General features: G+C 62.6%; 17 protein-coding genes, 2 tRNA genes and 3 rRNA genes. 8 read left to right on the top strand and 14 right to left on the bottom strand.

Annotation, left to right across the window (positions count from 1 at the left end; all coding sequences use genetic code 11):
- Positions 1 to 90: 90 nt before the first annotated feature.
- Positions 91 to 1,677 carry an ABC transporter substrate-binding protein gene (locus tag LPA45_RS15405; protein WP_317925926.1) on the bottom strand — a complete coding sequence of 529 codons (1,587 nt, stop codon included), beginning with the start codon at positions 1,675 to 1,677 and terminating at the stop codon, positions 91 to 93.
- 346 nt (positions 1,678 to 2,023) lie between these two features.
- Between LPA45_RS15405 and LPA45_RS15410 the strand changes: the two genes are divergently transcribed.
- A complete protein-coding gene (locus tag LPA45_RS15410) occupies positions 2,024 to 3,217 on the top strand; it encodes a M20 aminoacylase family protein (RefSeq protein ID WP_367394635.1) in 1,194 nt (397 codons plus the stop codon).
- 76 nt (positions 3,218 to 3,293) lie between these two features.
- Complete coding sequence (locus LPA45_RS15415) at positions 3,294 to 4,319, top strand: DUF2891 domain-containing protein (protein ID WP_317925929.1); 1,026 nt, start codon at positions 3,294 to 3,296, stop codon at positions 4,317 to 4,319.
- Between the two features lie 17 nt (positions 4,320 to 4,336).
- Here LPA45_RS15415 and LPA45_RS15420 read toward each other — a convergent pair whose 3' ends face one another.
- The 11 genes from LPA45_RS15420 to LPA45_RS15470 form a co-directional block, all read right to left on the bottom strand.
- Positions 4,337 to 5,302: a DUF3047 domain-containing protein gene (locus LPA45_RS15420; RefSeq protein ID WP_317925930.1), complete on the bottom strand. Its 966-nt coding sequence runs from the start codon at positions 5,300 to 5,302 to the stop codon at positions 4,337 to 4,339.
- Positions 5,303 to 5,359: 57 nt separating this feature from the next.
- A complete protein-coding gene (locus LPA45_RS15425; RefSeq protein ID WP_158577638.1) occupies positions 5,360 to 5,512 on the bottom strand; it encodes a hypothetical protein in 153 nt (50 codons plus the stop codon).
- 91 nt (positions 5,513 to 5,603) lie between these two features.
- Positions 5,604 to 5,717, bottom strand: a 5S ribosomal RNA gene (gene rrf / locus LPA45_RS15430).
- Positions 5,718 to 5,844: 127 nt separating this feature from the next.
- A 23S ribosomal RNA gene (locus LPA45_RS15435) occupies positions 5,845 to 8,725 on the bottom strand.
- A 306-nt stretch (positions 8,726 to 9,031) separates the two neighbouring features.
- Positions 9,032 to 9,107 (bottom strand) — tRNA-Ala (locus LPA45_RS15440).
- A gap of 12 nt (positions 9,108 to 9,119) precedes the next feature.
- Positions 9,120 to 9,196, bottom strand: a tRNA-Ile gene (locus LPA45_RS15445).
- 62 nt (positions 9,197 to 9,258) lie between these two features.
- A 16S ribosomal RNA gene (locus LPA45_RS15450) occupies positions 9,259 to 10,792 on the bottom strand.
- Together the 16S, 23S and 5S rRNA genes with 2 tRNA genes alongside form the textbook arrangement of a ribosomal RNA operon.
- A gap of 579 nt (positions 10,793 to 11,371) precedes the next feature.
- Positions 11,372 to 12,148: an enoyl-CoA hydratase gene (locus LPA45_RS15455; RefSeq protein WP_116320166.1), complete on the bottom strand. Its 777-nt coding sequence runs from the start codon at positions 12,146 to 12,148 to the stop codon at positions 11,372 to 11,374.
- 94 nt (positions 12,149 to 12,242) lie between these two features.
- Entirely contained in the window at positions 12,243 to 12,995 is a 753-nt protein-coding gene (locus LPA45_RS15460; RefSeq protein WP_317925762.1) for an amino acid ABC transporter ATP-binding protein, read from the bottom strand.
- Between the two features lie 37 nt (positions 12,996 to 13,032).
- On the bottom strand, positions 13,033 to 13,686 hold the full coding sequence (locus tag LPA45_RS15465; protein ID WP_029048313.1) for an amino acid ABC transporter permease: 654 nt from the start codon (positions 13,684 to 13,686) through the stop codon (positions 13,033 to 13,035).
- Between the two features lie 120 nt (positions 13,687 to 13,806).
- Positions 13,807 to 14,601: an amino acid ABC transporter substrate-binding protein gene (locus LPA45_RS15470; protein ID WP_367394636.1), complete on the bottom strand. Its 795-nt coding sequence runs from the start codon at positions 14,599 to 14,601 to the stop codon at positions 13,807 to 13,809.
- 321 nt (positions 14,602 to 14,922) lie between these two features.
- Between LPA45_RS15470 and paaG the strand changes: the two genes are divergently transcribed.
- From paaG to paaK, 3 genes are read left to right on the top strand one after another with little or no spacing between them, the layout of a single operon-like run.
- Positions 14,923 to 15,747, top strand: a complete 825-nt coding sequence (gene paaG / locus LPA45_RS15475; protein ID WP_116320169.1) for a 2-(1,2-epoxy-1,2-dihydrophenyl)acetyl-CoA isomerase PaaG — start codon at positions 14,923 to 14,925, stop codon at positions 15,745 to 15,747.
- A gap of 46 nt (positions 15,748 to 15,793) precedes the next feature.
- Positions 15,794 to 16,237 (top strand): hydroxyphenylacetyl-CoA thioesterase PaaI, encoded by a 444-nt coding sequence (gene paaI, locus LPA45_RS15480; RefSeq protein ID WP_116320171.1) that lies wholly within the window; start codon positions 15,794 to 15,796, stop codon positions 16,235 to 16,237.
- Between the two features lie 47 nt (positions 16,238 to 16,284).
- Complete coding sequence (paaK, locus tag LPA45_RS15485; RefSeq protein ID WP_116320172.1) at positions 16,285 to 17,589, top strand: phenylacetate--CoA ligase PaaK; 1,305 nt, start codon at positions 16,285 to 16,287, stop codon at positions 17,587 to 17,589.
- A gap of 63 nt (positions 17,590 to 17,652) precedes the next feature.
- On the opposite strand, the gene LPA45_RS15490 is transcribed toward paaK, so the two are convergent.
- A complete protein-coding gene (locus LPA45_RS15490) occupies positions 17,653 to 18,795 on the bottom strand; it encodes a murein transglycosylase A (RefSeq protein ID WP_116320174.1) in 1,143 nt (380 codons plus the stop codon).
- A 118-nt stretch (positions 18,796 to 18,913) separates the two neighbouring features.
- Between LPA45_RS15490 and LPA45_RS15495 the strand changes: the two genes are divergently transcribed.
- Positions 18,914 to 19,135 (top strand): hypothetical protein, encoded by a 222-nt coding sequence (locus LPA45_RS15495; RefSeq protein WP_116320176.1) that lies wholly within the window; start codon positions 18,914 to 18,916, stop codon positions 19,133 to 19,135.
- A gap of 31 nt (positions 19,136 to 19,166) precedes the next feature.
- Here LPA45_RS15495 and apaG read toward each other — a convergent pair whose 3' ends face one another.
- Positions 19,167 to 19,541, bottom strand: a complete 375-nt coding sequence (gene apaG, locus LPA45_RS15500) for a Co2+/Mg2+ efflux protein ApaG (protein WP_012353991.1) — start codon at positions 19,539 to 19,541, stop codon at positions 19,167 to 19,169.
- A 259-nt stretch (positions 19,542 to 19,800) separates the two neighbouring features.
- On the opposite strand from apaG, the gene rpe reads away from it, so the two are divergent.
- Complete coding sequence (gene rpe, locus LPA45_RS15505; protein WP_116320179.1) at positions 19,801 to 20,502, top strand: ribulose-phosphate 3-epimerase; 702 nt, start codon at positions 19,801 to 19,803, stop codon at positions 20,500 to 20,502.
- Entirely contained in the window at positions 20,499 to 21,242 is a 744-nt protein-coding gene (gph, locus tag LPA45_RS15510; RefSeq protein ID WP_317925743.1) for a phosphoglycolate phosphatase, read from the top strand. The genes rpe and gph overlap by 4 nt, the downstream gene beginning before the upstream one ends.
- The last annotated feature ends 81 nt before the right edge of the window (positions 21,243 to 21,323 follow it).

Below are 21,323 nucleotides of genomic sequence, written 5' to 3' on the forward strand. Positions count from 1 at the left end.
CCCGGGAGCGCCATGCGCTTCCAGGCGGCGCGGCAGCCATGCGCGGCACCGCGAACTCAGCAGCAGGCAGCCTGCTTGCCGGGGCTTGACTTACTGGGGCTTGAAGTTATGCGCGTAGGTGCGCTCGTCGGTACGCGGCACGTAGACGATGCCCTTCTGCGTGGCCCAGGTGGTCACCTGCTGGTGGATCGGGATGATACCGCCATCGTTGATCGCGATCGCGGTCGCCTCCTGCAGCATCTTGGAACGTTCGCCGTCATTGACGGTGGACAGGGCCTCCTCCAGCACTACGTCCATCTTCGGATTGCAGTACTCGCCCCAGTTGGTGGTGCCGAAGCCCTTCTTGCTGTCCTCGCACGCCAGCAGCGCACGCAACGGCGAGCTGACCTCGCCGGTCTGCGCACCCCAGCCGAGCAGGCCGAACGACCACTCATGCTTGATGCCCTTGGACGAATACGTCGCCATCGGCATGCCTTCGACCTTGGTGGCGATGCCGATGCGGGTCAGGTTCTGGGCGATGGTCTGCGCGATCTTCTCGTCGTTGACGTAGCGGTTGTTGGGCGTGTGCAGCGTCACGCCGAAGCCGTTCGGGTAGCCCGCCTGGGCCAGCAGCTTCTTGGCGCCCTCGGGGTCGTACTTGACCGTCTTCAGGTTGGGGTTGTAGCCGAACAGTGTGGGCGGCACCAGGTTGTTGGTCGGCTCGGACAGGCCTTCCATCAGCCGGTCCTTGATGCCCTGCCGGTTGATCGCCATGCTGATGGCGTTGCGCACGCGCGCATCCTTCAGCGGGTTCTTGTCCAGCGGCGCGCCTTCCTTGGTGGTGACGTAAGGCGACTTGTCGCGCTTGGTATCGAAGTACAGGTAGATCACGCGGTGCGAGATCTTGGAGAAGAACGACAGCTTGGGATCCTGCCGCACCTTGGGCAGGTCAGGCGTGGGCACGTTCTCGATCGCCTGCACGTCGCCCGACAGCAGCGCGGCCAGGCGCGTGGCCGGGTTGGGGATGAAGCGCAGCGTGGCCTTGTCCCATGCCGGCTTGGCGCCCCAGTAGCTGTCATTGCGCACCAGTTCGACCCGGTCGTCGCGCGCATAGCTGACGAACTTGAACGGGCCGGTGCCGATCATGCCCTTGCCCTGCGCGAAGTCATCCGAACCGAGCCCCTGCGTCGCCTTCTTCTGCACGATGAAGATCGACGTCAGGTCGTTCAGCATCAGCGGGTACGGCTTGTTCGTGGTCAGCTGGATCGTGTACTTGTCGATCACCTTCTTGTTGATGATCGCCTTGGTGTAGACGTCGAACTTGCCCGGGCTGTTCTGGATCGTCGCCGGGCGGTCCAGCGACCAGACGATGTCGTCCGTGGTCAGTTCGCTGCCATCATGGAACTTCACGCCCTTGCGGATGTTGAATTCCCAGGTCAGGTTGTTGACCAGCTTCCATGACTCGGCCAGGCCCGGGATGATGCGGCTGTCCGGGTCCATCTTCACCAGCGAGTCGAAGATGTGCTCCGATACGTTGATATTCGAGAACAGGTTGTAGAAGTGCGGATCCATCGAGGTCGGCGGCGAACTCATGGCCAGTTTGAGGTCCGCGGCCTGGGCGCTGCCGGACCATGCCAGGCCAAGGGCCCCGGCTACGGCGACAACACCGATTGCCTTCTTGAAAGTGCGAAGGGACATCGCGCAATTCTCCCTGTAGGAAGTGAAGCAGACGTTTAGGATCGGCAATGCGCGCGCGCCGCGGGTCACGCGGTCAGTCGCGCGCCGGCGCTGCTTTTTGGTGCGCTTGTTGGTCAGGTTACGCAGCGGAAAGCGGCAAATTGCCGGCCGGGCACTTCAAGCATGAACTGTTCCAGCAGTCGACATACGTCGGCAATGCGGGGAAACCCACAGCGTTTGGCATATTGCACCGCGCCATTCGCTCGATGGGGCACGAACCGGCGCATTTTGGCGCTTTTCCGATAGGCATCGTATGATCGGGGGTATCCGACGCCTACCCGGCTCGCCACGCCCAGACTCCGGCACCATGAAGCTCATCCCCGAAATCCTGCAGGCACAAGCCGAAATCCGCGAGATCCGCCGCGATATCCATGCCCATCCGGAACTCTGCTTCGAAGAACAGCGCACCGCCGATGTGGTTGCGCGCAACCTGGAATCGTGGGGCATCGAAGTGCATCGCGGCCTTGGCACCACCGGCCTGGTCGGCGTGATCCGCAACGGCAGCAGTGCGCGCACCATCGGCCTGCGCGCCGACATGGACGCCCTGCCGCTGCAAGAGGCCAACACCTTCGGCCACCGTTCGCAGCATGCCGGCAAGATGCATGCGTGCGGCCACGATGGCCATACCGCGATGCTGTTGGGTGCGGCACGTTACCTGGCGCAGCACAAGCCCTTCGATGGCACCGTGCATCTGATCTTCCAGCCGGCAGAGGAAGGCGGCGGCGGTGCGCGCGAGATGATCAAGGACGGATTGTTCTCGCGTTTCCCGTGCGATGCGGTATTCGGCGTGCACAACTGGCCGGGCATGCCAGTCGGCGCTTTCGGCACGCGCGCAGGCCCGCTGATGGCATCCAGCAATGAATTCCGCATCGTCGTGCGCGGCAAGGGCGCGCATGCGGCCATGCCGCACAATGGCAACGACCCGGTCTTCACCGCCGCGCAGATCGTCTCGGCGCTGCAAGGGATCATCACCCGCAACAAGCGCCCCATCGATACCGCTGTGATCTCGGTCACGCAGTTCCATGCCGGCGATGCGACCAATATCGTGCCGAACGAAGCCTGGATCGGCGGCACGGTGCGCACGTTCACCGTGCCGGTGCTCGACCTGATCGAGCGCCGCATGGAGGAAGTCTCCCGCGCCGTCGCGAGCGCGTTCGACTGCACCATCGACTACGAGTTCCACCGCAATTATCCGCCCACGATCAACACCGAAGCCGAAACCGGCTTCGCCATCACGGTGGCCGCCGAACTGGTGGGTGAGGCAAATGTCGACAGCAACGTCGAGCCGACCATGGGCGCCGAGGATTTTTCCTTCATGCTGCAGGAAAAGCCGGGCTGCTACCTGTTCCTCGGCAACGGCGACGGCGCGCACCGCGAAAGCGGGCATGGCATGGGGCCGTGCATGCTGCATAACCCCAGCTACGATTTCAACGACGAACTGCTGCCGGTCGGCTCGACCTTCTTCGTACGGCTGGTGGAGAAGTGGCTGGCACCTGCGTAAGAACAAGATCTCAAGGCGCAGCCTGCAGGCAGAATCGGTAACAGCGCATTCGCGCAAGACAGGGGGAGCATCTGCAATGGGCCGCTCGGCGCTCGATCGGGGGACGGCGCGCAGCTTTGCGCGCGTGGCGCTGGACAATATCCTGCGCCGCTATCCGTACAAGGTGGATCACATGATGTCCGCCGCCGGTGACGTGGCCGAGCCGGCGACCTGGCACCCGGCCTTCTGCGGCAGCTACGACTGGCATTCGAGCGTGCACATGCACTGGCTGCTGGTGCGGCTGCTGGCGCTGTACCCGGACCTGGAGGATGCAGCCGAGGTCTGCGATACGCTCGACGCACAACTGCGGCCGCAGCATATCGCGGTCGAACTGGACTATTTCCATCGGCCCGGTTCCCGGACCTTCGAACGCCCATATGGCTGGGGCTGGGTGCTGAAGCTGCAGGCCGAATTGCTGGCGCTGGCGCAGCAGGATCCGCGCGCCGCAGCATGGGCCGAGGCCTGCGCCCCGCTCGCCGCGCACCTGTCACGGCAACTGGCCGAGTTTCTCGACGCAGCCGATTTCCCGGTGCGTACCGGCACACACTTCAACAGCGCCTTTGCCTGCGTGATGGCGCTGGCCTACGCTCGCGCGGCGCAGGACACAACCTTGCGCCGCGCCATCGTGCGGCGCGCGCACCGCTGGTTCGGCCATGACCGCAGCTATCCGGCGCGCTATGAACCCGGAGGCGACGAATTCCTGTCTGGCGGGATGACCGAAGCCGTGCTGATGCATGCCGTCATGGACGACGGCGCGTTTGGGCAGTGGTGGGAGATGTTCGTACCAGGTCCGGCCGAACTGGCCAACTGGTTGACGCCGGTGGAAGTCGGCAACCGCAGCGACCCCAAGACATCACACCTGGACGGGCTCAACCTGTCGCGCGCATGGTGCTGGCGCTTGCTTGAGCCAGTATTGCCGGCCCCGCTGCGGCCGCAGGCCGTACGGGCGTGGTCAGACCATATCGAGGCGTCGTTGCCATATGCCATTGGCGGTGAGTACGTTTCTACGCACTGGCTGGCCTCGTTCGCGGTGCTGGCGATGGCCGAGCCGGTCGGCGGCTGACGCCGCCGGCGTTGGCGTCAGTCCAGCGCGATATCCCCGTACCAGGATTCCGCCTTGCTCTTGGTGTTGTCGGTATCAGTCATGATACCGACCGCGACCACCCGCCCGGGGTCGGTGCCGAATGCCTTGCGATAGTCGGCACGCAGGTCGCGCTCATGGCATCGCCACTCATTAGCGTGCTTAGTGCCGCTATCTACCACGATCATGCGCACACGGTCGGTATGCGGATTGGCCACCACCGAGCCCTCCGGACGCTTGCCGCCCCAGATGTACATCAGCGTGGCGTATGGCATTTCGCGGCCTGTGGTGAGCCGCGCCATCTCGTACATCAGCTGGTCTTTCAGCGGCAGGCTGCCCTTGTCGCCATCGAAGGCGACGAACAAGCGCAGCGGAGCGTCCTCCCTCGGACCGTGGCTGTTGTCAGCATTGCGGATGATGCCGCTGGTCTTCCAGCTCCACCGCACCATGCCGGGATCGCGGTCGTGCAGCGGCACATAGAGGCCAGACGCCGAACTCTCGGCCTGCGCATGGACAACGACGCGCTGGTCGATTTCGGCCATCGCATAGCGGGTGGGAATCTTGTTGCGGTTGATGGTCCACGGCTGCCAGCCGACTGGCAGCTGGCCCGCGCGTTGCGCCGCCGAGAATAGCGGCAGCGTGGCGAGGGTCGGCGGCACGGCGTCGGTCTCTTCGCCGTCTTCGCCTGCATCTGCTTCGGCGGCTCGGGCCTTGGCCGCTGCAAGGGGATCTGCCGGCGTGGCCGCAGCCAGCGCGCGCTGCTCGGTAGCGCGCTGCGCCTCGGCGTACGACGCCATGCGCTTGGCAAAAGCCTGGCAATCGACCGCCGAGATGCCGGCAGCCCGGGCCGAATCAGTTTCGGCAGTGGCCAAGCCTGTGGAACCAGGGGGATTGGATGCGCATCCTGCCAGCATCAGCGCGCTGGCGGCGCCAGTAAAAACCAGCCGAAACACCTTGGCCGTCATGTAACCCCTCGAATCCCGGAACCGGCCCTGCTTCCTGGGCAAGGACCTGTCAATTGCTCACTGCTTGCTGCTTGCTGCAAACGACTTCATGCCGTATGTGGGCACTTGGGAATCGAACATAGCAGAAGGCGTGTGGAGCAGGAATGCTGGGGTACCCGCGATGAAGCGGGAAAACAACGGGTATTTTTGCGCGGGTGCTGCTGCAGACATGTTGTCACCGGCAGCACTCGTAGCAAAACTCAAAACCCCAAAGCAAAAACCCCTCGCAGCACACGCTGTCGAGGGGTTTTGCACAATAAGAGCCTGGCGATGACCTACTTTCACACGGGTAATCCGCACTATCATCGGCGCGGAGCTGTTTCACGGTCCTGTTCGGGATGGGAAGGGGTGGTTCCAGCTCGCTATGGTCACCAGGCATAAGGGGGTGCAGCGCTGAGGTTGAGGTCAACGCTGCGAATCGGGATGTAGTCTTGGGTTGTGCGTATTGTGCCAACCGAGGGCACCGACACGATCACACACACCAGGTGAAACACACTGGTTATAGGATCAAGCCTTACGGGCAATTAGTACTGGTTAGCTTAACGCATTACTGCGCTTCCACACCCAGCCTATCAACGTCCTGGTCTCGAACGACCCTTCAAGGAGGTCAAGCCTCCAGGGAATCCTCATCTTCAGGCGAGTTTCCCGCTTAGATGCTTTCAGCGGTTATCTCTTCCGTACATAGCTACCCTGCGATGCCTCTGGCGAGACAACAGGTACACCAGCGGTACGTCCACTCCGGTCCTCTCGTACTAGGAGCAGCCCCCGTCAAGATTCCAACGCCCACGGCAGATAGGGACCAAACTGTCTCACGACGTTTTAAACCCAGCTCACGTACCTCTTTAAATGGCGAACAGCCATACCCTTGGGACCGGCTACAGCCCCAGGATGAGATGAGCCGACATCGAGGTGCCAAACACCGCCGTCGATATGAACTCTTGGGCGGTATCAGCCTGTTATCCCCAGAGTACCTTTTATCCGTTGAGCGATGGCCCTTCCATTCAGAACCACCGGATCACTATGTCCTGCTTTCGCACCTGCTCGACTTGTCGGTCTCGCAGTTAAGCACGCTTTTGCCATTGCACTTTAGGTACGATGTCCGACCGTACCAAGCGTACCTTCGAACTCCTCCGTTACACTTTGGGAGGAGACCGCCCCAGTCAAACTGCCTACCATGCACTGTCCCCGACCCGGATTCACGGGCCAAGGTTAGAACCTCAAACAAACCAGGGTGGTATTTCAAGGACGGCTCCACGTGAACTAGCGTCCACGCTTCAAAGCCTCCCACCTATCCTACACAGATCGGTTCAAAGTCCAATGCAAAGCTACAGTAAAGGTTCATGGGGTCTTTCCGTCTAGCCGCGGGGAGATTGCATCATCACAAACACTTCAACTTCGCTGAGTCTCGGGAGGAGACAGTGTGGCCATCGTTACGCCATTCGTGCAGGTCGGAACTTACCCGACAAGGAATTTCGCTACCTTAGGACCGTTATAGTTACGGCCGCCGTTTACCGGGACTTCAATCAAGAGCTTGCACCCCATCATTTAATCTTCCGGCACCGGGCAGGCGTCACACCCTATACGTCCACTTTCGTGTTTGCAGAGTGCTGTGTTTTTATTAAACAGTCGCAGCCACCATTTTATTGCAACCCCTTCACCCTTCTGGCGCAGGCCAGTCAAGCTACCAGGGCGTACCTTATCCCGAAGTTACGGTACCAATTTGCCGAGTTCCTTCTCCCGAGTTCTCTCAAGCGCCTTAGAATACTCATCTCGCCCACCTGTGTCGGTTTGCGGTACGGTCTCGTATGACTGAAGCTTAGAGGCTTTTCTTGGAACCACTTCCAATTGCTTCGCAGCACTAGGCCGCTCGCCCCACATCCTTGAATTCCGCGCCCGGATTTGCCTAAGCGCCTTCTCCAATGCAGGGACCGGGACTTCCAACACCCGGACAACCTTCCGCGATCCGTCCCCCCATCGCATCATACGACGGTGCAGGAATATTAACCTGCTTCCCATCAGCTACGCATCTCTGCCTCGCCTTAGGGGCCGACTCACCCTACGCCGATGAACGTTGCGTAGGAAACCTTGGGCTTACGGCGAGGGGGCCTTTCACCCCCTTTATCGCTACTCATGTCAGCATTCGCACTTCTGATACCTCCAGCATCCTTTACAAGACACCTTCACAGGCTTACAGAACGCTCTCCTACCACGCACATTGCTGTGCGTCCGCAGCTTCGGTATATAGCTTAGCCCCGTTACATCTTCCGCGCAGGACGACTCGATCAGTGAGCTATTACGCTTTCTTTAAAGGGTGGCTGCTTCTAAGCCAACCTCCTGACTGTTTTAGCCTTCCCACTTCGTTTCCCACTTAGCTATATTTGGGGACCTTAGCTGGCGGTCTGGGTTGTTTCCCTCTTGACACCGGACGTTAGCACCCGATGTCTGTCTCCCGTGATTGCACTCTTCGGTATTCGGAGTTTGCTATGGCGGGGTAATCAGCAATAGACCCCCCAACCATGACAGTGCTCTACCCCCGAAGGTGAGACACGAGGCACTACCTAAATAGTTTTCGGAGAGAACCAGCTATTTCCAGATTTGTTTAGCCTTTCACCCCTATCCACAGCTCATCCCCTAACTTTTCAACGTTAGTGGGTTCGGTCCTCCAGTACGTGTTACCGCACCTTCAACCTGGCCATGGATAGATCATCTGGTTTCGGGTCTACACCCAGCGACTCAACGCCCTGTTCGGACTCGCTTTCGCTACGCCTGCCCTAATCGGTTAAGCTTGCCACTGAATGTAAGTCGCTGACCCATTATACAAAAGGTACGCCGTCACCCGTTGCCAGGCTCCGACTGTTTGTATGCATGCGGTTTCAGGATCTATTTCACTCCCCTCCCGGGGTTCTTTTCGCCTTTCCCTCACGGTACTGGTTCACTATCGGTCGATCACGAGTATTTAGCCTTGGAGGATGGTCCCCCCATCTTCAGACAGGATTTCACGTGTCCCGCCCTACTTGTCGTACACCTAGTTCCACAACGCTGTTTTCGCATACAGGGCTATCACCTGCTACGGCCGGGCTTTCCATCCCGTTCTGCTAACAATGCTGCTAAAGAGTACAAGGCTGTTCCCATTTCGTTCGCCACTACTCTGGGAATCTCGGTTGATTTCTGTTCCTGCAGCTACTTAGATGTTTCAGTTCGCCGCGTTCGCTTCCCACACCTATGAATTCAGTGTGGGATGACCCATTCGGGCCGGGTTTCCCCATTCGGACATCTCCGGATCAAAGCTTGTTTGCCAGCTCCCCGAAGCTTTTCGCAGGCTACCGCGTCCTTCATCGCCTGTGATCGCCAAGGCATCCACCACATGCACTTGTTCGCTTGACCCTATAACAAGTGTGTCTCAAGCTTGCGCTCTATGACACCGCTCACTACAGGTTGAGTTCTCGCATTTGTGCCGTATTCCAAGTCATCTTTCGATCACTTAAATACATTTTGGTTGATACAATCACAACCCGGTATCGCGTTGGTACTGCAGCGTCTCATCAACGCTCGCGCGACACCTTTACTACATCCCATATTGTTAAAGAACAGCCGATCGTTCCGATCGCTTGGCAATGCCAAATGCAAACGCTCAATCCTAAGCGCTTGCATTTGACCACCAATCCAAGGTAACCAGGCCCATCGAAGCGATGGTGGAGGATGACGGGATCGAACCGACGACCCCCTGCTTGCAAAGCAGGTGCTCTCCCAGCTGAGCTAATCCCCCGCATGGATAACTTGGTGGGTCTGGTAGGACTTGAACCTACGACCCCCGCCTTATCAAGACGGTGCTCTAACCACCTGAGCTACAGACCCTTGGCTGTAACAGCAAACAAACCGATAAGTGTGAACGCTAGGCTTGAGACACAAGCCTCTAGAAAGGAGGTGATCCAGCCGCACCTTCCGATACGGCTACCTTGTTACGACTTCACCCCAGTCATGAACCCTGCCGTGGTAATCGCCCTCCTTGCGGTTAGGCTAACTACTTCTGGCAAAACCCACTCCCATGGTGTGACGGGCGGTGTGTACAAGACCCGGGAACGTATTCACCGCGGCATGCTGATCCGCGATTACTAGCGATTCCAGCTTCACGTAGTCGAGTTGCAGACTACGATCCGGACTACGATGCGTTTTCTGGGATTAGCTCCCCCTCGCGGGTTGGCAACCCTCTGTACGCACCATTGTATGACGTGTGAAGCCCTACCCATAAGGGCCATGAGGACTTGACGTCATCCCCACCTTCCTCCGGTTTGTCACCGGCAGTCTCTCTAGAGTGCTCTTGCGTAGCAACTAGAGACAAGGGTTGCGCTCGTTGCGGGACTTAACCCAACATCTCACGACACGAGCTGACGACAGCCATGCAGCACCTGTGTCCACTTTCCCTTTCGGGCACCTGATGCATCTCTGCTTCGTTAGTGGCATGTCAAGGGTAGGTAAGGTTTTTCGCGTTGCATCGAATTAATCCACATCATCCACCGCTTGTGCGGGTCCCCGTCAATTCCTTTGAGTTTTAATCTTGCGACCGTACTCCCCAGGCGGTCAACTTCACGCGTTAGCTACGTTACTGAAGAAATGAATCCCCAACAACTAGTTGACATCGTTTAGGGCGTGGACTACCAGGGTATCTAATCCTGTTTGCTCCCCACGCTTTCGTGCATGAGCGTCAGTGACGTCCCAGGGGGCTGCCTTCGCCATCGGTATTCCTCCACATCTCTACGCATTTCACTGCTACACGTGGAATTCTACCCCCCTCTGACATACTCTAGCCTGACAGTCACAAGCGCCATTCCCAAGTTAAGCTCGGGGATTTCACGCCTGTCTTATCAAACCGCCTGCGCACGCTTTACGCCCAGTAATTCCGATTAACGCTCGCACCCTACGTATTACCGCGGCTGCTGGCACGTAGTTAGCCGGTGCTTATTCTTCCGGTACCGTCATCGACCCCGGGTATTAACCAGAGCCATTTCTTTCCGGACAAAAGTGCTTTACAACCCGAAGGCCTTCTTCACACACGCGGCATTGCTGGATCAGGGTTGCCCCCATTGTCCAAAATTCCCCACTGCTGCCTCCCGTAGGAGTCTGGGCCGTGTCTCAGTCCCAGTGTGGCTGATCGTCCTCTCAGACCAGCTACTGATCGTCGCCTTGGTAGGCTCTTACCCCACCAACTAGCTAATCAGACATCGGCCGCTCCTGTCGCGCGAGGCCGTTACCGGTCCCCCGCTTTCACCCTCAGGTCGTATGCGGTATTAGCTAATCTTTCGACTAGTTATCCCCCACGACAGGGCACGTTCCGATGTATTACTCACCCGTTCGCCACTCGCCACCAGGCCGAAGCCCGTGCTGCCGTTCGACTTGCATGTGTAAGGCATGCCGCCAGCGTTCAATCTGAGCCAGGATCAAACTCTTCAGTTCAATCTCTGTGTGGAAGCCTCGCGGCTCCCTCGCTCTTTCGAGCGGTCGCTCACTCTCAGAAAACTGACTGACCAGATCCGAAGACCCAGTCACGTTTTGCTGTGCGAGCACTGTATAACTTGTGAAGCAGCACCGTCCGAAGACAGTGGCGTCCGCTACCCAGCGCCCACACTTATCGGTTGTTTGTTTGTTAAAGAACTTCGCTTCCCGGCTTTGCCGTTCAGCGCGCTGCGTTGTCTGCAGCAGAGAAACGAGATTATGCAGAACTTTCTTCGTTTCGTCAACCGTTTCAGCAAGCTTTTTTTGCTGCGGTCAGCGCTGCAAACTTCGCTGCGCCAACCTCCCGGTCGACCCCGCAACCCTTGCCAGTGCTGCCTTGCAGCGCTGCGTTGTGTGTTGCGAGGGGGCGAATATTAGGCCGGTTTCGTGGACCTTGCAACCTCTTTGTCACAGCACTCAGCTAGGGGTTCGCGTGATTATGTCGTAACCCCTTGAGCGACAAAGGAAAACCTCAAAATGGCCAGCGCGGCGGCGCTTGAATACCCCCGCGCGGCCGTCGGGTATTCCCCTATCAAGTTTTCAGCGATGCTGGAAATTGGGGGCGCGCTTCTCTACGAAAGCTGCCATGCCTTCCTTTTGGTCTTCACTGGCAAAGGTGGCATGGAACAGCCTGCGCTCGAAGTGCACGCCTTCGGCCAGCGTGGTCTCGTAGGCGGCGTTGACCGACTCCTTGATCATCATGACCACCGGCAAGGAGAACCCGGCGATGGTTTCGGCGGCGGCCAGCACTTCATCCAGCAGCTTGTCGGCCGGCACCACCCGCGACACCAGGCCCGAGCGCTCGGCTTCGGCGGCGTCCATCATGCGCGAGGTCAGGCACAGGTCCATCGCCTTGGCCTTGGACACCGCGCGCGGCAGGCGCTGGGTGCCGCCGGCGCCGGGCATGGTGCCGAGCTTCACTTCCGGCTGGCCGAACTTGGCCGAGTCCGCCGCGATGATGATGTCGCACATCATCGCCAGCTCGCAGCCGCCGCCCAGCGCGTAGCCGGCCACGCCGGCGATCACCGGCTTGCGGATCTTGCGGATGGTTTCCCAGTTGCGGGTGATGTAGTCGCCTTTGTAGACATCCATGAAGGAGTACTTGGCCATCATGCCGATATCGGCGCCGGCGGCGAAGGCGCGGTCGCTGCCGGTAATGACGATGGCGCCGATGCCCTCGTCCTGGTCGAATGCCGTCAGCGCGGCACCCAGCTCATCCATCAGCGCGTCGTTGAGCGCGTTCAGCGCCTTGGGGCGGTTCAGCGTAACCAGACCAACGCGGCCGCGCGTCTCGACCAGGATGTTTTCGTACGGCATGTCTTCTCCTATGTATTGGCAATCAAATGGCAGCGTCGCCACCGGCTGCGGGCTATTCTGCCACCTGTCGTGGCGTGGCGGCGCCAGGCCCGGCTTAAAGCATGTGCGCCAGGAATTCCCGGGTACGCGCATGGGCAGGCGCGCCGAACACCTCGGCGGGCGCGCCTTCCTCGAGGATCCTGCCCTCGTCCATGAACACGACGTGGTTGGCCACTTCGCGCGCAAACCCCATCTCATGCGTGACGACGAGCATGGTCATATGCTCTTCCGCCAGTTGCCGCATGGTGCGCAGGACTTCCCCGGTCAGTTCCGGATCGAGCGCGGAGGTCGGCTCGTCGAACAGCATGATGTCGGGCTCCATCGCCAGCGCGCGCGCAATCGCCACGCGCTGCTTCTGGCCGCCGGACAGGCGCGCCGGATAGTTGTCACGCTTGGCCAGCAGGCCGACCTTGCGCAGCAGTTCCTCGGCCTTGGGCACCGCCGCATCGCGCGACAGCCCCTTGACGGTCATGGGCGCCTCGATGATGTTCTGCAGCACCGTCATGTGCGGAAAAAGGTTGAACGACTGGAACACCATGCCCATCTTCCGGCAGATGCGGCGGACTTCCGTCTCCGGCACATATTTGGAGGCACCGTCGGGGCCAGCGGCCGCCAGCGATTCGCCTTCAATGTCGATGGTGCCGCGGTCGATCACCTCGAGATGGTTCAGGCAACGCAGCAATGTGCTCTTGCCCGAACCCGAGGGCCCGATCACCGCGGTGACATCGCCCTTGCGCAGCGTCAGCGAGACACCGCGCAGGACCTGCAGCGATCCGAACGACTTGAAGATGTCCCGCGCCGCGATCATGTTGCCGGGCGCGTGGTCAGGGATGGCGCCGTTCGGGCTAGTCATCATGTTTGGCATAGCGTTTTTCGAGATTCTGGAAGAACCAGGTCAGAATCAGCGTCATCACCAGGTAAAACAGCGCGGCGACCAGGAAAGGCGTGGTCGTGAAATCGCGCTGCACGATGCCGCGCGCGGTGCGCAGGATATCGTTGAGGGCCAGCACGTAGATCAGCGACGTGTCCTTGATCAGCGTAATGGTTTCGTTGCTGACCGGCGGCAGGACGCGGCTGACCATCTGCGGCAGCACGACCCGCCGCATGGTCTGGAAGTACGTCATGCCCAGCGCCTTGCTGGCTTCATACTGGCCACGGTCGACGGATTTGATCCCGGCGCGGAAGATTTCCGCGAAGTACGCGGCGTAGTTGAGCGCAAACGCCACCACGGCGGCGGGAAAATCGGGCAGCCTCACGCCGATGACCGGCACGAACGGCAGCGCGAAATAGATAAACAGCATCTGCAGCATCAGCGGCGTACCGCGCATCAGCCAGATGTAGCCATTGACCGCACCGCTCAGCAGCGGCCAGGACGAGATGCGCGCCAGCGCCAGCGCAAGCCCCAGCGGCACCGACAGGGCGAGCGTGATGACGAACAGGGTGAGCGTGACTTTCGCACCCTGCGCCAATGGCCCCAGTAGAGATAAGACGTAATCCATGTTCGCGCGAACAGAAGGAGGAAGGATTCCAGGCGGCGGGCCGTCGCGCGGCCAGCGCCCGAGTCCGGAAAGAAGCCGGCGCCCTGCCTGAACCGCGCGGGGCGCCGCGCAGCGCCTGGATTACTTGGTGATATCGGCGCCGAACCACTGGGTGGCGATGCGGGCGGCCGTGCCGTCCTGCTTCATCGAGGCCAGGGTCTTGTCCAGCTTGCCGAGCAGATCGGCGTCATCCTTGCGGACGCCGACGCCGTAGTCCTCGGTACCGAAGTTTTCTTCCAGCACGCGGTATTCGCCGGCACGCTTGCTGATCAGGTAGCGGCCCACCACTTCATCGACCACGATCGCGTCGAGGCGGCCGGCGGACAGGTCCATCAGCGCCGTCACGTTGTCGCCGAAGGTCTTGAGCTCCTTGAGGCTGGCGGCGATCTGGCTTTCCTTCTTGATCGCATCCACCGCGCTGCTGCCGTCCTGCGCGCCGACGATGCGGCCGGCCAGGTCCGCCTTGGCCTTCACCGGCGAATTGGTGCCGACGATGACGATCTGGTGATTGGTCATATAGGGCGCGGTGAAGCTGATGTTCTTCTTGCGCTCGTCGGTGATGGTCAGCCCGTTCCACAGCACGTCCACGCGCTTGCCGTTCAGCTCGGCTTCCTTGGCGCTCCAGTCGATGGGCTTGAATTCGACGGTCATGCCGAGACGGCGGCTGGCCTCTTTCGCCATATCGATATCGAAGCCGACCAGCTCGTTATTGGTATCGCGGAAGCCCATGGGCGGGAAATTGTCATCCAGGCCGACGATGATCTTTGTGACGGCGGCGCTGCCCGTGCCGGCGGCGGCCGGTGCGGATTCGTTCTTGCCGCACGCGGCGAACAGCGCCACGGACGAGACCAAAAGGAGTGCTGCGAACTTCTTCATAGGGAGATCCAGTGCGGAAATGAGGGAATCAGTGAAACAGTCTTGCGTGCCGGCGCGCAGACGGGCACCAGCGATGCTGCAATTGTTGTTGGCAGCGCGATTATAGAGCGACACGGGGTGCCGGCATTGCGGTCGCCATCCCGATTGCGGCCTTCGATCGCGGGTTAGTACTAATAAGGCACCCCGGTCCGCCGCCCTTACGCTGAGCGCATGGCTCACGCAGCCGGTAATTAGTGCTACCATTTGCCGACCGACTGGTCGGTTTATTTTAGCGGCGCCAGCCCCGCGCCGACCGCAAAGAACACCAGGCAGGAGACAAACATGCCCCCGATGTCCACGCCCGCTGGCCAGCCGGTCAGCCTCGATGCCGGCCCCATCCTGCTCCAGTGGCAGGGGCCCGTCGCGGTGATCACGCTGAACCGCCCCGACAAGCTCAACAGCTTTACCCGCGAGATGCACAAGGCGCTGCAGCAGGCGCTCGACCATGTCGAGGCAGGCGGCGCGCGGGCGCTGCTGCTGACCGGCGCCGGCCGTGGCTTCTGCGCCGGGCAGGACCTGGCCGACCTGGATTTCACGCCCGGACAGATGACCGACCTGGGCGAACTGATCGATACCTGGTTCAACCCGCTGATCCGCCGGCTGCAGGCGCTGCCGCTGCCGGTGGTGGCGGCGGTCAACGGCACCGCCGCCGGCGCCGGCGCCAACCTGGCGCTGGCCTGCGACATGGTGCTGGCCGCCCGTTCGGCCAACTTTATCCAGGCCTTCGTCAAGATCGGGCTGGTGCCGGATTCAGGCGGCACCTGGCTGCTGCCCAAGCGCATCGGCATGGCGCGCGCGCTGGGGCTGGCGATGACCGGCGAGCGCCTGTCCGCCGAGGAAGCCGAGAAATGGGGCCTGATCTGGGAAGCCATGGACGACCCGCTGCTGCCCGAGCAGGCGCTGGCGCTGGCCACGCACCTGGCCGCGCAGCCGACCCGGGCGCTGGCCGCGATCAAGCGCGCCATGTACGCCAGCGGCACCGCCACCCTCGATGCCCAGCTCGACCTGGAACGCGACCTGCAGCGTGACCTCGGCCAGTCCGCGGACTATGCGGAGGGCGTCAACGCCTTCCTGGAAAAGCGCGCCGCCCGCTTCACCGGCAAGTAGGCATTCCAGGCGCCCGCCGGCGCCACCCCGCCCCAAGGAGACAACGTTGCACAAGGACCCCCAGGCCCTCGCCGAAGCGGCCGCGGCCGCCATGTATGAAGCCGATACCTGCAGCCGCTGGCTCGGGATCACCGTCGAAGCGGTCCGCCCCGGCTATGCCCGGCTGACCATGCCGGTTCGCAACGAATTCCTGAACGGCCATGGCATCTGCCACGGCGGCCTGATGTTCACGCTGGCCGATTCAACCTTCGCGTTCGCCTGCAACAGCCATAACATCAATACCGTGGCAGCCGGCTGCAGCATCGAGTTCCTCAAACCCGTGCACGGCGGCGACGTGCTGACGGCCGAAGGCATCGAGCAGACCCTGTCGGGACGGCACGGCATCTACGACATCCGCGTGACCAATGCCGCGGGCGAGGTGGTAGCGATGTTCCGCGGCAAGTCGGCGCAGATCAAGGGACATGTCGTGCCGCCGGATGCCGTAGCCTGAACGCCGCCGCCCCCCAAGATAAAACGCCCCCCCGCGCAGGAGACGACATGAGCACGCGCCTGACCGATCTGCCCCTGGATCCGATCGAGACCGCCAGCCGCGCCGAGCTGCAGGCCCTGCAGCTGGAGCGGCTGAAGTGGTCGCTCCACCATGCCTACGCCAACTCGCCGGTGTACCGCCGCAAATTCGACGAGGCCGGCGTCCATCCCGACCAGCTGCAATCGCTGGCCGACCTGGCACGCTTTCCGTTCACCAGCAAGCAGGACCTGCGCGACAACTACCCGTTCGGCATGTTCGCCGTGCCGCAGGACCGGGTGGCGCGGGTGCATGCCTCGTCCGGTACCACCGGCAAGCCCACGGTGGTCGGCTACACGCTCCAGGACATTGATAACTGGGCGACGGTGATGGCGCGCTCGATCCGCGCCTCGGGCGCGCGCCGGGGCGACAAGGTACATATCAGCTATGGCTACGGCCTGTTCACCGGCGGGCTGGGCGCGCACTACGGCGTCGAGAAAGCTGGCCTGACGGCGATCCCGTTCGGCGGCGGCCAGACCGAGCGCCAGGTCCAGCTGATCCTGGACTTCAAGCCCGAGATCATCATGGTCACGCCCAGCTACATGCTGGCGATCGCCGATGAGTTCGAGCGCCAGGGCATCGACCCGGCCAGCAGCTCGCTGCGCGTGGGCATCTTCGGCGCCGAGCCCTGGACGCCGGAAATGCGGCTGGCGATCGAGAAGCGCATGGGCATCTCGGCAGTCGATATCTATGGACTGTCCGAGGTGATGGGCCCGGGCGTGGCCAACGAATGCGCCGAGACCAAGGACGGCCCGACCATCTGGGAAGACCACTTCTACCCGGAAATCATCGACCCGAATACCGGCGCGGTGCTGCCCGACGGCGAATTCGGCGAGCTGGTCTTTACCTCGCTGACCAAGGAAGCGATGCCGGTAGTGCGCTACCGGACCCGCGACCTGACCCGCTTGCTGCCAGGCACGGCGCGGCCCGCCTTCCGCCGCATGGAGAAGGTCACCGGCCGGACCGACGACATGATGATCGTGCGCGGCGTCAACGTGTTCCCGTCACAGATCGAGGAACTCATCCTGAAGCAGGCCGAACTGGCCCCGCACTACCAGTGCGTGCTGGGCAAGGACGGCCATATGGATACGCTGACGGTCCGTGTGGAATGCGCCCATGGCAGCGAGCCGGCGCGCGCGCAGGCCGCGCGAGAGCGGCTGGCGCACGAGATCAAGTCGTATATCGGGGTCACCGCCACGATCGAGGTGCTGCAGGAGGGCGGGATCGAGCGTTCGGTGGGGAAGGCGAAGCGGATCGTGGACCAGCGGCCACGGTGATTGCCACGGGATCAAAAAGGGACGCCGAGGCGTCCCTTTTGTTTGCCTGGGCGGCCAGTGACCTCAGCTGCGCGGCATCAGCACCCACATCCTGCCGCCCTGCTTCATCCGCCCCGCGGTCTCGCCCGCCGCATCGCCAGCGCCCCAGAAGAAGTCGGCGCGCACGCCGCCCTTGATGGCGCTGCCCGTGTCCTGCGCGAACATCAGCCGCTGGATCGGCTCGGTCGACAGCGGGCGCGTGGTCGACAGGAACACCGGCACCCCCAGCGGAATGGTGGCGGGATCGACCGCGATCGAGCGCTCGGCCGTCAGCGGCACGCCCAGCGCGCCCACCGGGCCGTCGTTGTTCGGCGGTAGTTCGCGGAAGAACACAAAGCGCGGGTTGACGTTCAGCATCTCGTCGACACGCCCGGGGTTGGCCCGCGCCCACGCCTTGATGCCTTGCATGGTGGCCTGCGCCGGCGTGATCTCGCCGCGGTCCAGCAGCCATTTGCCGAACGAGCGGAACGGCTGGTCGTTGGTGCCGCCGAAGCCGACCCGCATCAGGCTCCCGTCAGGCAGCCGGACCCGGCCCGAGCCCTGGATCTGCAGGAAGGCCGCCTCGACCGCGTCATCCACCCACACCAGCTCGTTGCCGCGCATGGCGGGGTTCTGCAGCAGTTCGGCGCGGGCCGGCATCGGGCGGTTGCCGAATTGCGCCGGCTTGCGGTACAGCGGCACCTGGAAGCGCCCCTGGCGCGTGCGCGAGCCGTGCAGGATGGGCTCGTAGTAGCCGGTGATCAGGCCGCTGTCGGTGCCGTCACCGTTAACCACCCGGAAGGGCTGGAAGTTGGTTTCGAAATAGGTGCGCATGGCGTTGAGGTCGCCCGCGTCGACCATCATGCCGGCGGCGCAGGCGCGGCTCCATTCGGCGCGCTTCTTCAGCGCCTGGCAGCTGGCCTGCAGCGCGGGCCAGGCGGCGCGCACGTCGTCCTGGCTCCAGCCGCCGATCTCGTTCCAGCTGGCGGCCTGCAGCTGGCCCTTCTGGGTCGACGAAGTGGGCGGCGTGGTGCCGGACGGGCCGGTCTCGATGCGCGGCGGGGGGCCGCTCATGCAGCCTGCCAGCAGCACGCCGGCGCCGGCCAGCGCCATCCAGGCGCGGGCACGGGCGCCGACGCGCGAGGTGAAACCAGGGAGAGAAATCGAAAGGGAATCCGCGTATGCCATCTTGCTTGTTGTTCAGTGTCCCGCGACCGGTGCCGGCCCGGCAGGGATCGCACCGGGCACTTGCTGCAGTTGCCCTACAATCCCACCGTCATCTGTCATTGCCACTGCCGCATCCGCCATGAGCAAGTTCTTCGAAGCCCATCCCATGCTGCTGTTCGCCCTGGAGGCCGGCGTGGCGCTGTTCCTGCTGATCTTTATCGTGGTCTGGACCATGGGCACAGCCAGAAAGAACCCACGCCCGACCCGCGCGCCCGACGACCACCCTTCGCGCCAGCCGGAGCCGTCGACGCAAGGCCAGCAAACGCCGTCGCAGGAACAGGACAGCGCGAAGCGCCCGTAGGTTCCCGGCTTCCCGGGCTGGACGCGCGCGCTCAGTGCAGCATGCGCGGCAGCACCAGCGCAAATTCGGGGATCGGCACCTCGAAGCGGTGACCGTCCTCGGCCACGCAGAAATATTCGCCCTTCATCGACCCGACCGGCGTCGAGATGGTGGCCCAGCTGGTGTACTCGAAATGCTCGCCCGGCTTCAGCAGCGGCTGGTGGCCCACCACGCCCAGGCCGGCGACTTCCTGCGTGCCGTTGTCGCTGTCGGTGATGATCCAGTGGCGCGAGATCAGCTGCGCCGCCACCTCGCCGGTGTTGTGGATGGTGATGGTGTAGGCGAAGGCATGGCGCCCGCGCTCGGGGTCGGACTGGTCCGGCAGGTACTGGGTGCGCACCGACACGGAGAAGGCGTACTCGCTCATCTTGGGCAGGGCCGGCGGCGGGAGCGGCCGGCAGGGAAATGGGTAGCCGCATTGTGCGGGATGGGCGCGGGACGGGCAAGAGCGCAGGCCGGGCGCCGGCCCGACGCGATCCCGTCCGGGCGGGCGTAGAATAGCGGTCTTTCAACGCCGTGCCGCCCGCCGTGCGCCCCGGCCGCCCCTAGCGGCGCCCCCGGCTCCGGCCCGCCGCAGCGGCGATAACAGCATTCCCTGCCTTCACCGCGCGCCATCCGCAGCTACCATGACCCAGCCCACCTTCCGCATCGCCCCGTCCATCCTGTCCGCCGACTTCGCCCGCCTGGGCGAGGAAGTCCGCCGCGTGACCGAGGCCGGCGCCGACTGGATCCACTTCGACGTGATGGACAACCATTACGTGCCCAACCTGACCGTGGGCCCGCTGGTGTGCGAGGCGATCCGTCCCCATGTGACCGCCCCCATCGACGTGCACCTGATGGTGCGCCCGGTGGACCGGATCATCCCGGACTTTGCCAAGGCCGGCGCCAATATCATCACCTTCCACCCGGAAGCCAGCGAACACGTCGACCGCTCGCTCGCGCTGATCCGCGATCACGGCTGCCAGGCCGGCCTGGTGTTCAACCCGGCCACGCCGCTGCACCACCTGGATCACGTGATGGACCGCCTGGACGTGATCCTGCTGATGTCGGTCAACCCGGGCTTCGGCGGCCAGTCGTTCATCCCCGAGACGCTGAACAAGCTGCGCGCCGTGCGCCAGCGCATCGACGAATACACGGCCCGCACCGGCCGCACCATCCTGCTGGAAGTGGACGGCGGCGTGAAGGTCGACAATATCGCCGAGATCGCCGCGGCCGGTGCCGACACTTTCGTGGCCGGTTCCGCCGTGTTCGGCAAGCCGGATGCGGACGGCGGCTACCGCGGCATCATCTCGGCACTGCGCGGCGAACTGGCCAAGGCCGGGCAATGACCGAAGGCCTGGCACTGCGCCGCACCGACTGGAGCGGCATCGAAGGGGTGATCGTCGACCTCGACGGCACCATGGTCGATACGGCGGGCGATTTCCACGCCTCGATCAACGCCATGCTGCTGTCGCTGGGCCGCCAGCACCCCAACCTGGGGCCGGTGGCGCCGATGTCCGGGCAGGAGATCGTCAGCTACGTCGGCAAGGGCTCGGAAAACCTGATCCGGCGCGTGCTGGACGCGCGCTTCTCGCCGCTGCACGCCAACAGCCTCTTTGCCGATGCCTACGCGCTGTATGACCGCGAGTACATCCGCATCAACGGGCAGTTCTCGCAGGTCTATCCCGGCGTGCGCGAAGGCCTGGCGGCGATGAAGGCGGCCGGGCTGCGGCTGGCCTGCGTGACCAACAAGCCCTACAGCTTCACCGAGCCGCTGCTGGCCAAGACCGGGCTGGCGCCGTATTTCGAGCTGGTCTACGGCGGCGACGCGTTCCAGCTGCGCAAGCCCGACCCGTTCCCGCTGCTCAAGGTGGCGGAGGTGTTCAGGCTGGATCCGTCGGCAATGGCGGCCCTTGGCGACTCGGAAAACGACGCCCAGGCAGCCCGCGCGGCGGGCATGGGCGTGCTGCTGGTGCCCTATGGCTACAACCATGGCAATCCTGTACAAGCCGTCGAAGCCGATGGTATAGTCGACACCATTGCCCACGCCGCAGCGCTGTTTGCGGCACACCGGGCAGGTCATCGCTGAGATCGGTCCAATACGGTCGATCTCAATACGGTCGGTCTCAAGATCGATCGCGACTGAAATCCCTGAACATTCAATGTTTCT

The organism is Cupriavidus sp. Agwp_2, from assembly GCF_040784895.1.
Classification (GTDB): domain Bacteria; phylum Pseudomonadota; class Gammaproteobacteria; order Burkholderiales; family Burkholderiaceae; genus Cupriavidus.

What these genes read in the sequence shown, in the direction of transcription:
- LPA45_RS15490 (WP_116320174.1), bottom strand. Translation starts at nt 18,795, where the DNA reads ATGGCATACGCGGATTCCCTTTCGATTTCTCTCCCTGGTTTCACCTCG.
- apaG (WP_012353991.1), bottom strand. Translation starts at nt 19,541, where the DNA reads ATGAGCGAGTACGCCTTCTCCGTGTCGGTGCGCACCCAGTACCTGCCG.
- LPA45_RS15410 (WP_367394635.1), top strand. Translation starts at nt 2,024, where the DNA reads ATGAAGCTCATCCCCGAAATCCTGCAGGCACAAGCCGAAATCCGCGAG.
- rpe (WP_116320179.1), top strand. Translation starts at nt 19,801, where the DNA reads ATGACCCAGCCCACCTTCCGCATCGCCCCGTCCATCCTGTCCGCCGAC.
- LPA45_RS15425 (WP_158577638.1), bottom strand. Translation starts at nt 5,512, where the DNA reads ATGTCTGCAGCAGCACCCGCGCAAAAATACCCGTTGTTTTCCCGCTTC.
- LPA45_RS15460 (WP_317925762.1), bottom strand. Translation starts at nt 12,995, where the DNA reads ATGATCGCGGCGCGGGACATCTTCAAGTCGTTCGGATCGCTGCAGGTC.
- paaG (WP_116320169.1), top strand. Translation starts at nt 14,923, where the DNA reads ATGCCCCCGATGTCCACGCCCGCTGGCCAGCCGGTCAGCCTCGATGCC.
- LPA45_RS15405 (WP_317925926.1), bottom strand. Translation starts at nt 1,677, where the DNA reads ATGTCCCTTCGCACTTTCAAGAAGGCAATCGGTGTTGTCGCCGTAGCC.
- LPA45_RS15455 (WP_116320166.1), bottom strand. Translation starts at nt 12,148, where the DNA reads ATGCCGTACGAAAACATCCTGGTCGAGACGCGCGGCCGCGTTGGTCTG.
- LPA45_RS15420 (WP_317925930.1), bottom strand. Translation starts at nt 5,302, where the DNA reads ATGACGGCCAAGGTGTTTCGGCTGGTTTTTACTGGCGCCGCCAGCGCG.
- LPA45_RS15465 (WP_029048313.1), bottom strand. Translation starts at nt 13,686, where the DNA reads ATGGATTACGTCTTATCTCTACTGGGGCCATTGGCGCAGGGTGCGAAA.
- LPA45_RS15495 (WP_116320176.1), top strand. Translation starts at nt 18,914, where the DNA reads ATGAGCAAGTTCTTCGAAGCCCATCCCATGCTGCTGTTCGCCCTGGAG.
- gph (WP_317925743.1), top strand. Translation starts at nt 20,499, where the DNA reads ATGACCGAAGGCCTGGCACTGCGCCGCACCGACTGGAGCGGCATCGAA.
- paaK (WP_116320172.1), top strand. Translation starts at nt 16,285, where the DNA reads ATGAGCACGCGCCTGACCGATCTGCCCCTGGATCCGATCGAGACCGCC.
- LPA45_RS15415 (WP_317925929.1), top strand. Translation starts at nt 3,294, where the DNA reads ATGGGCCGCTCGGCGCTCGATCGGGGGACGGCGCGCAGCTTTGCGCGC.
- LPA45_RS15470 (WP_367394636.1), bottom strand. Translation starts at nt 14,601, where the DNA reads ATGAAGAAGTTCGCAGCACTCCTTTTGGTCTCGTCCGTGGCGCTGTTC.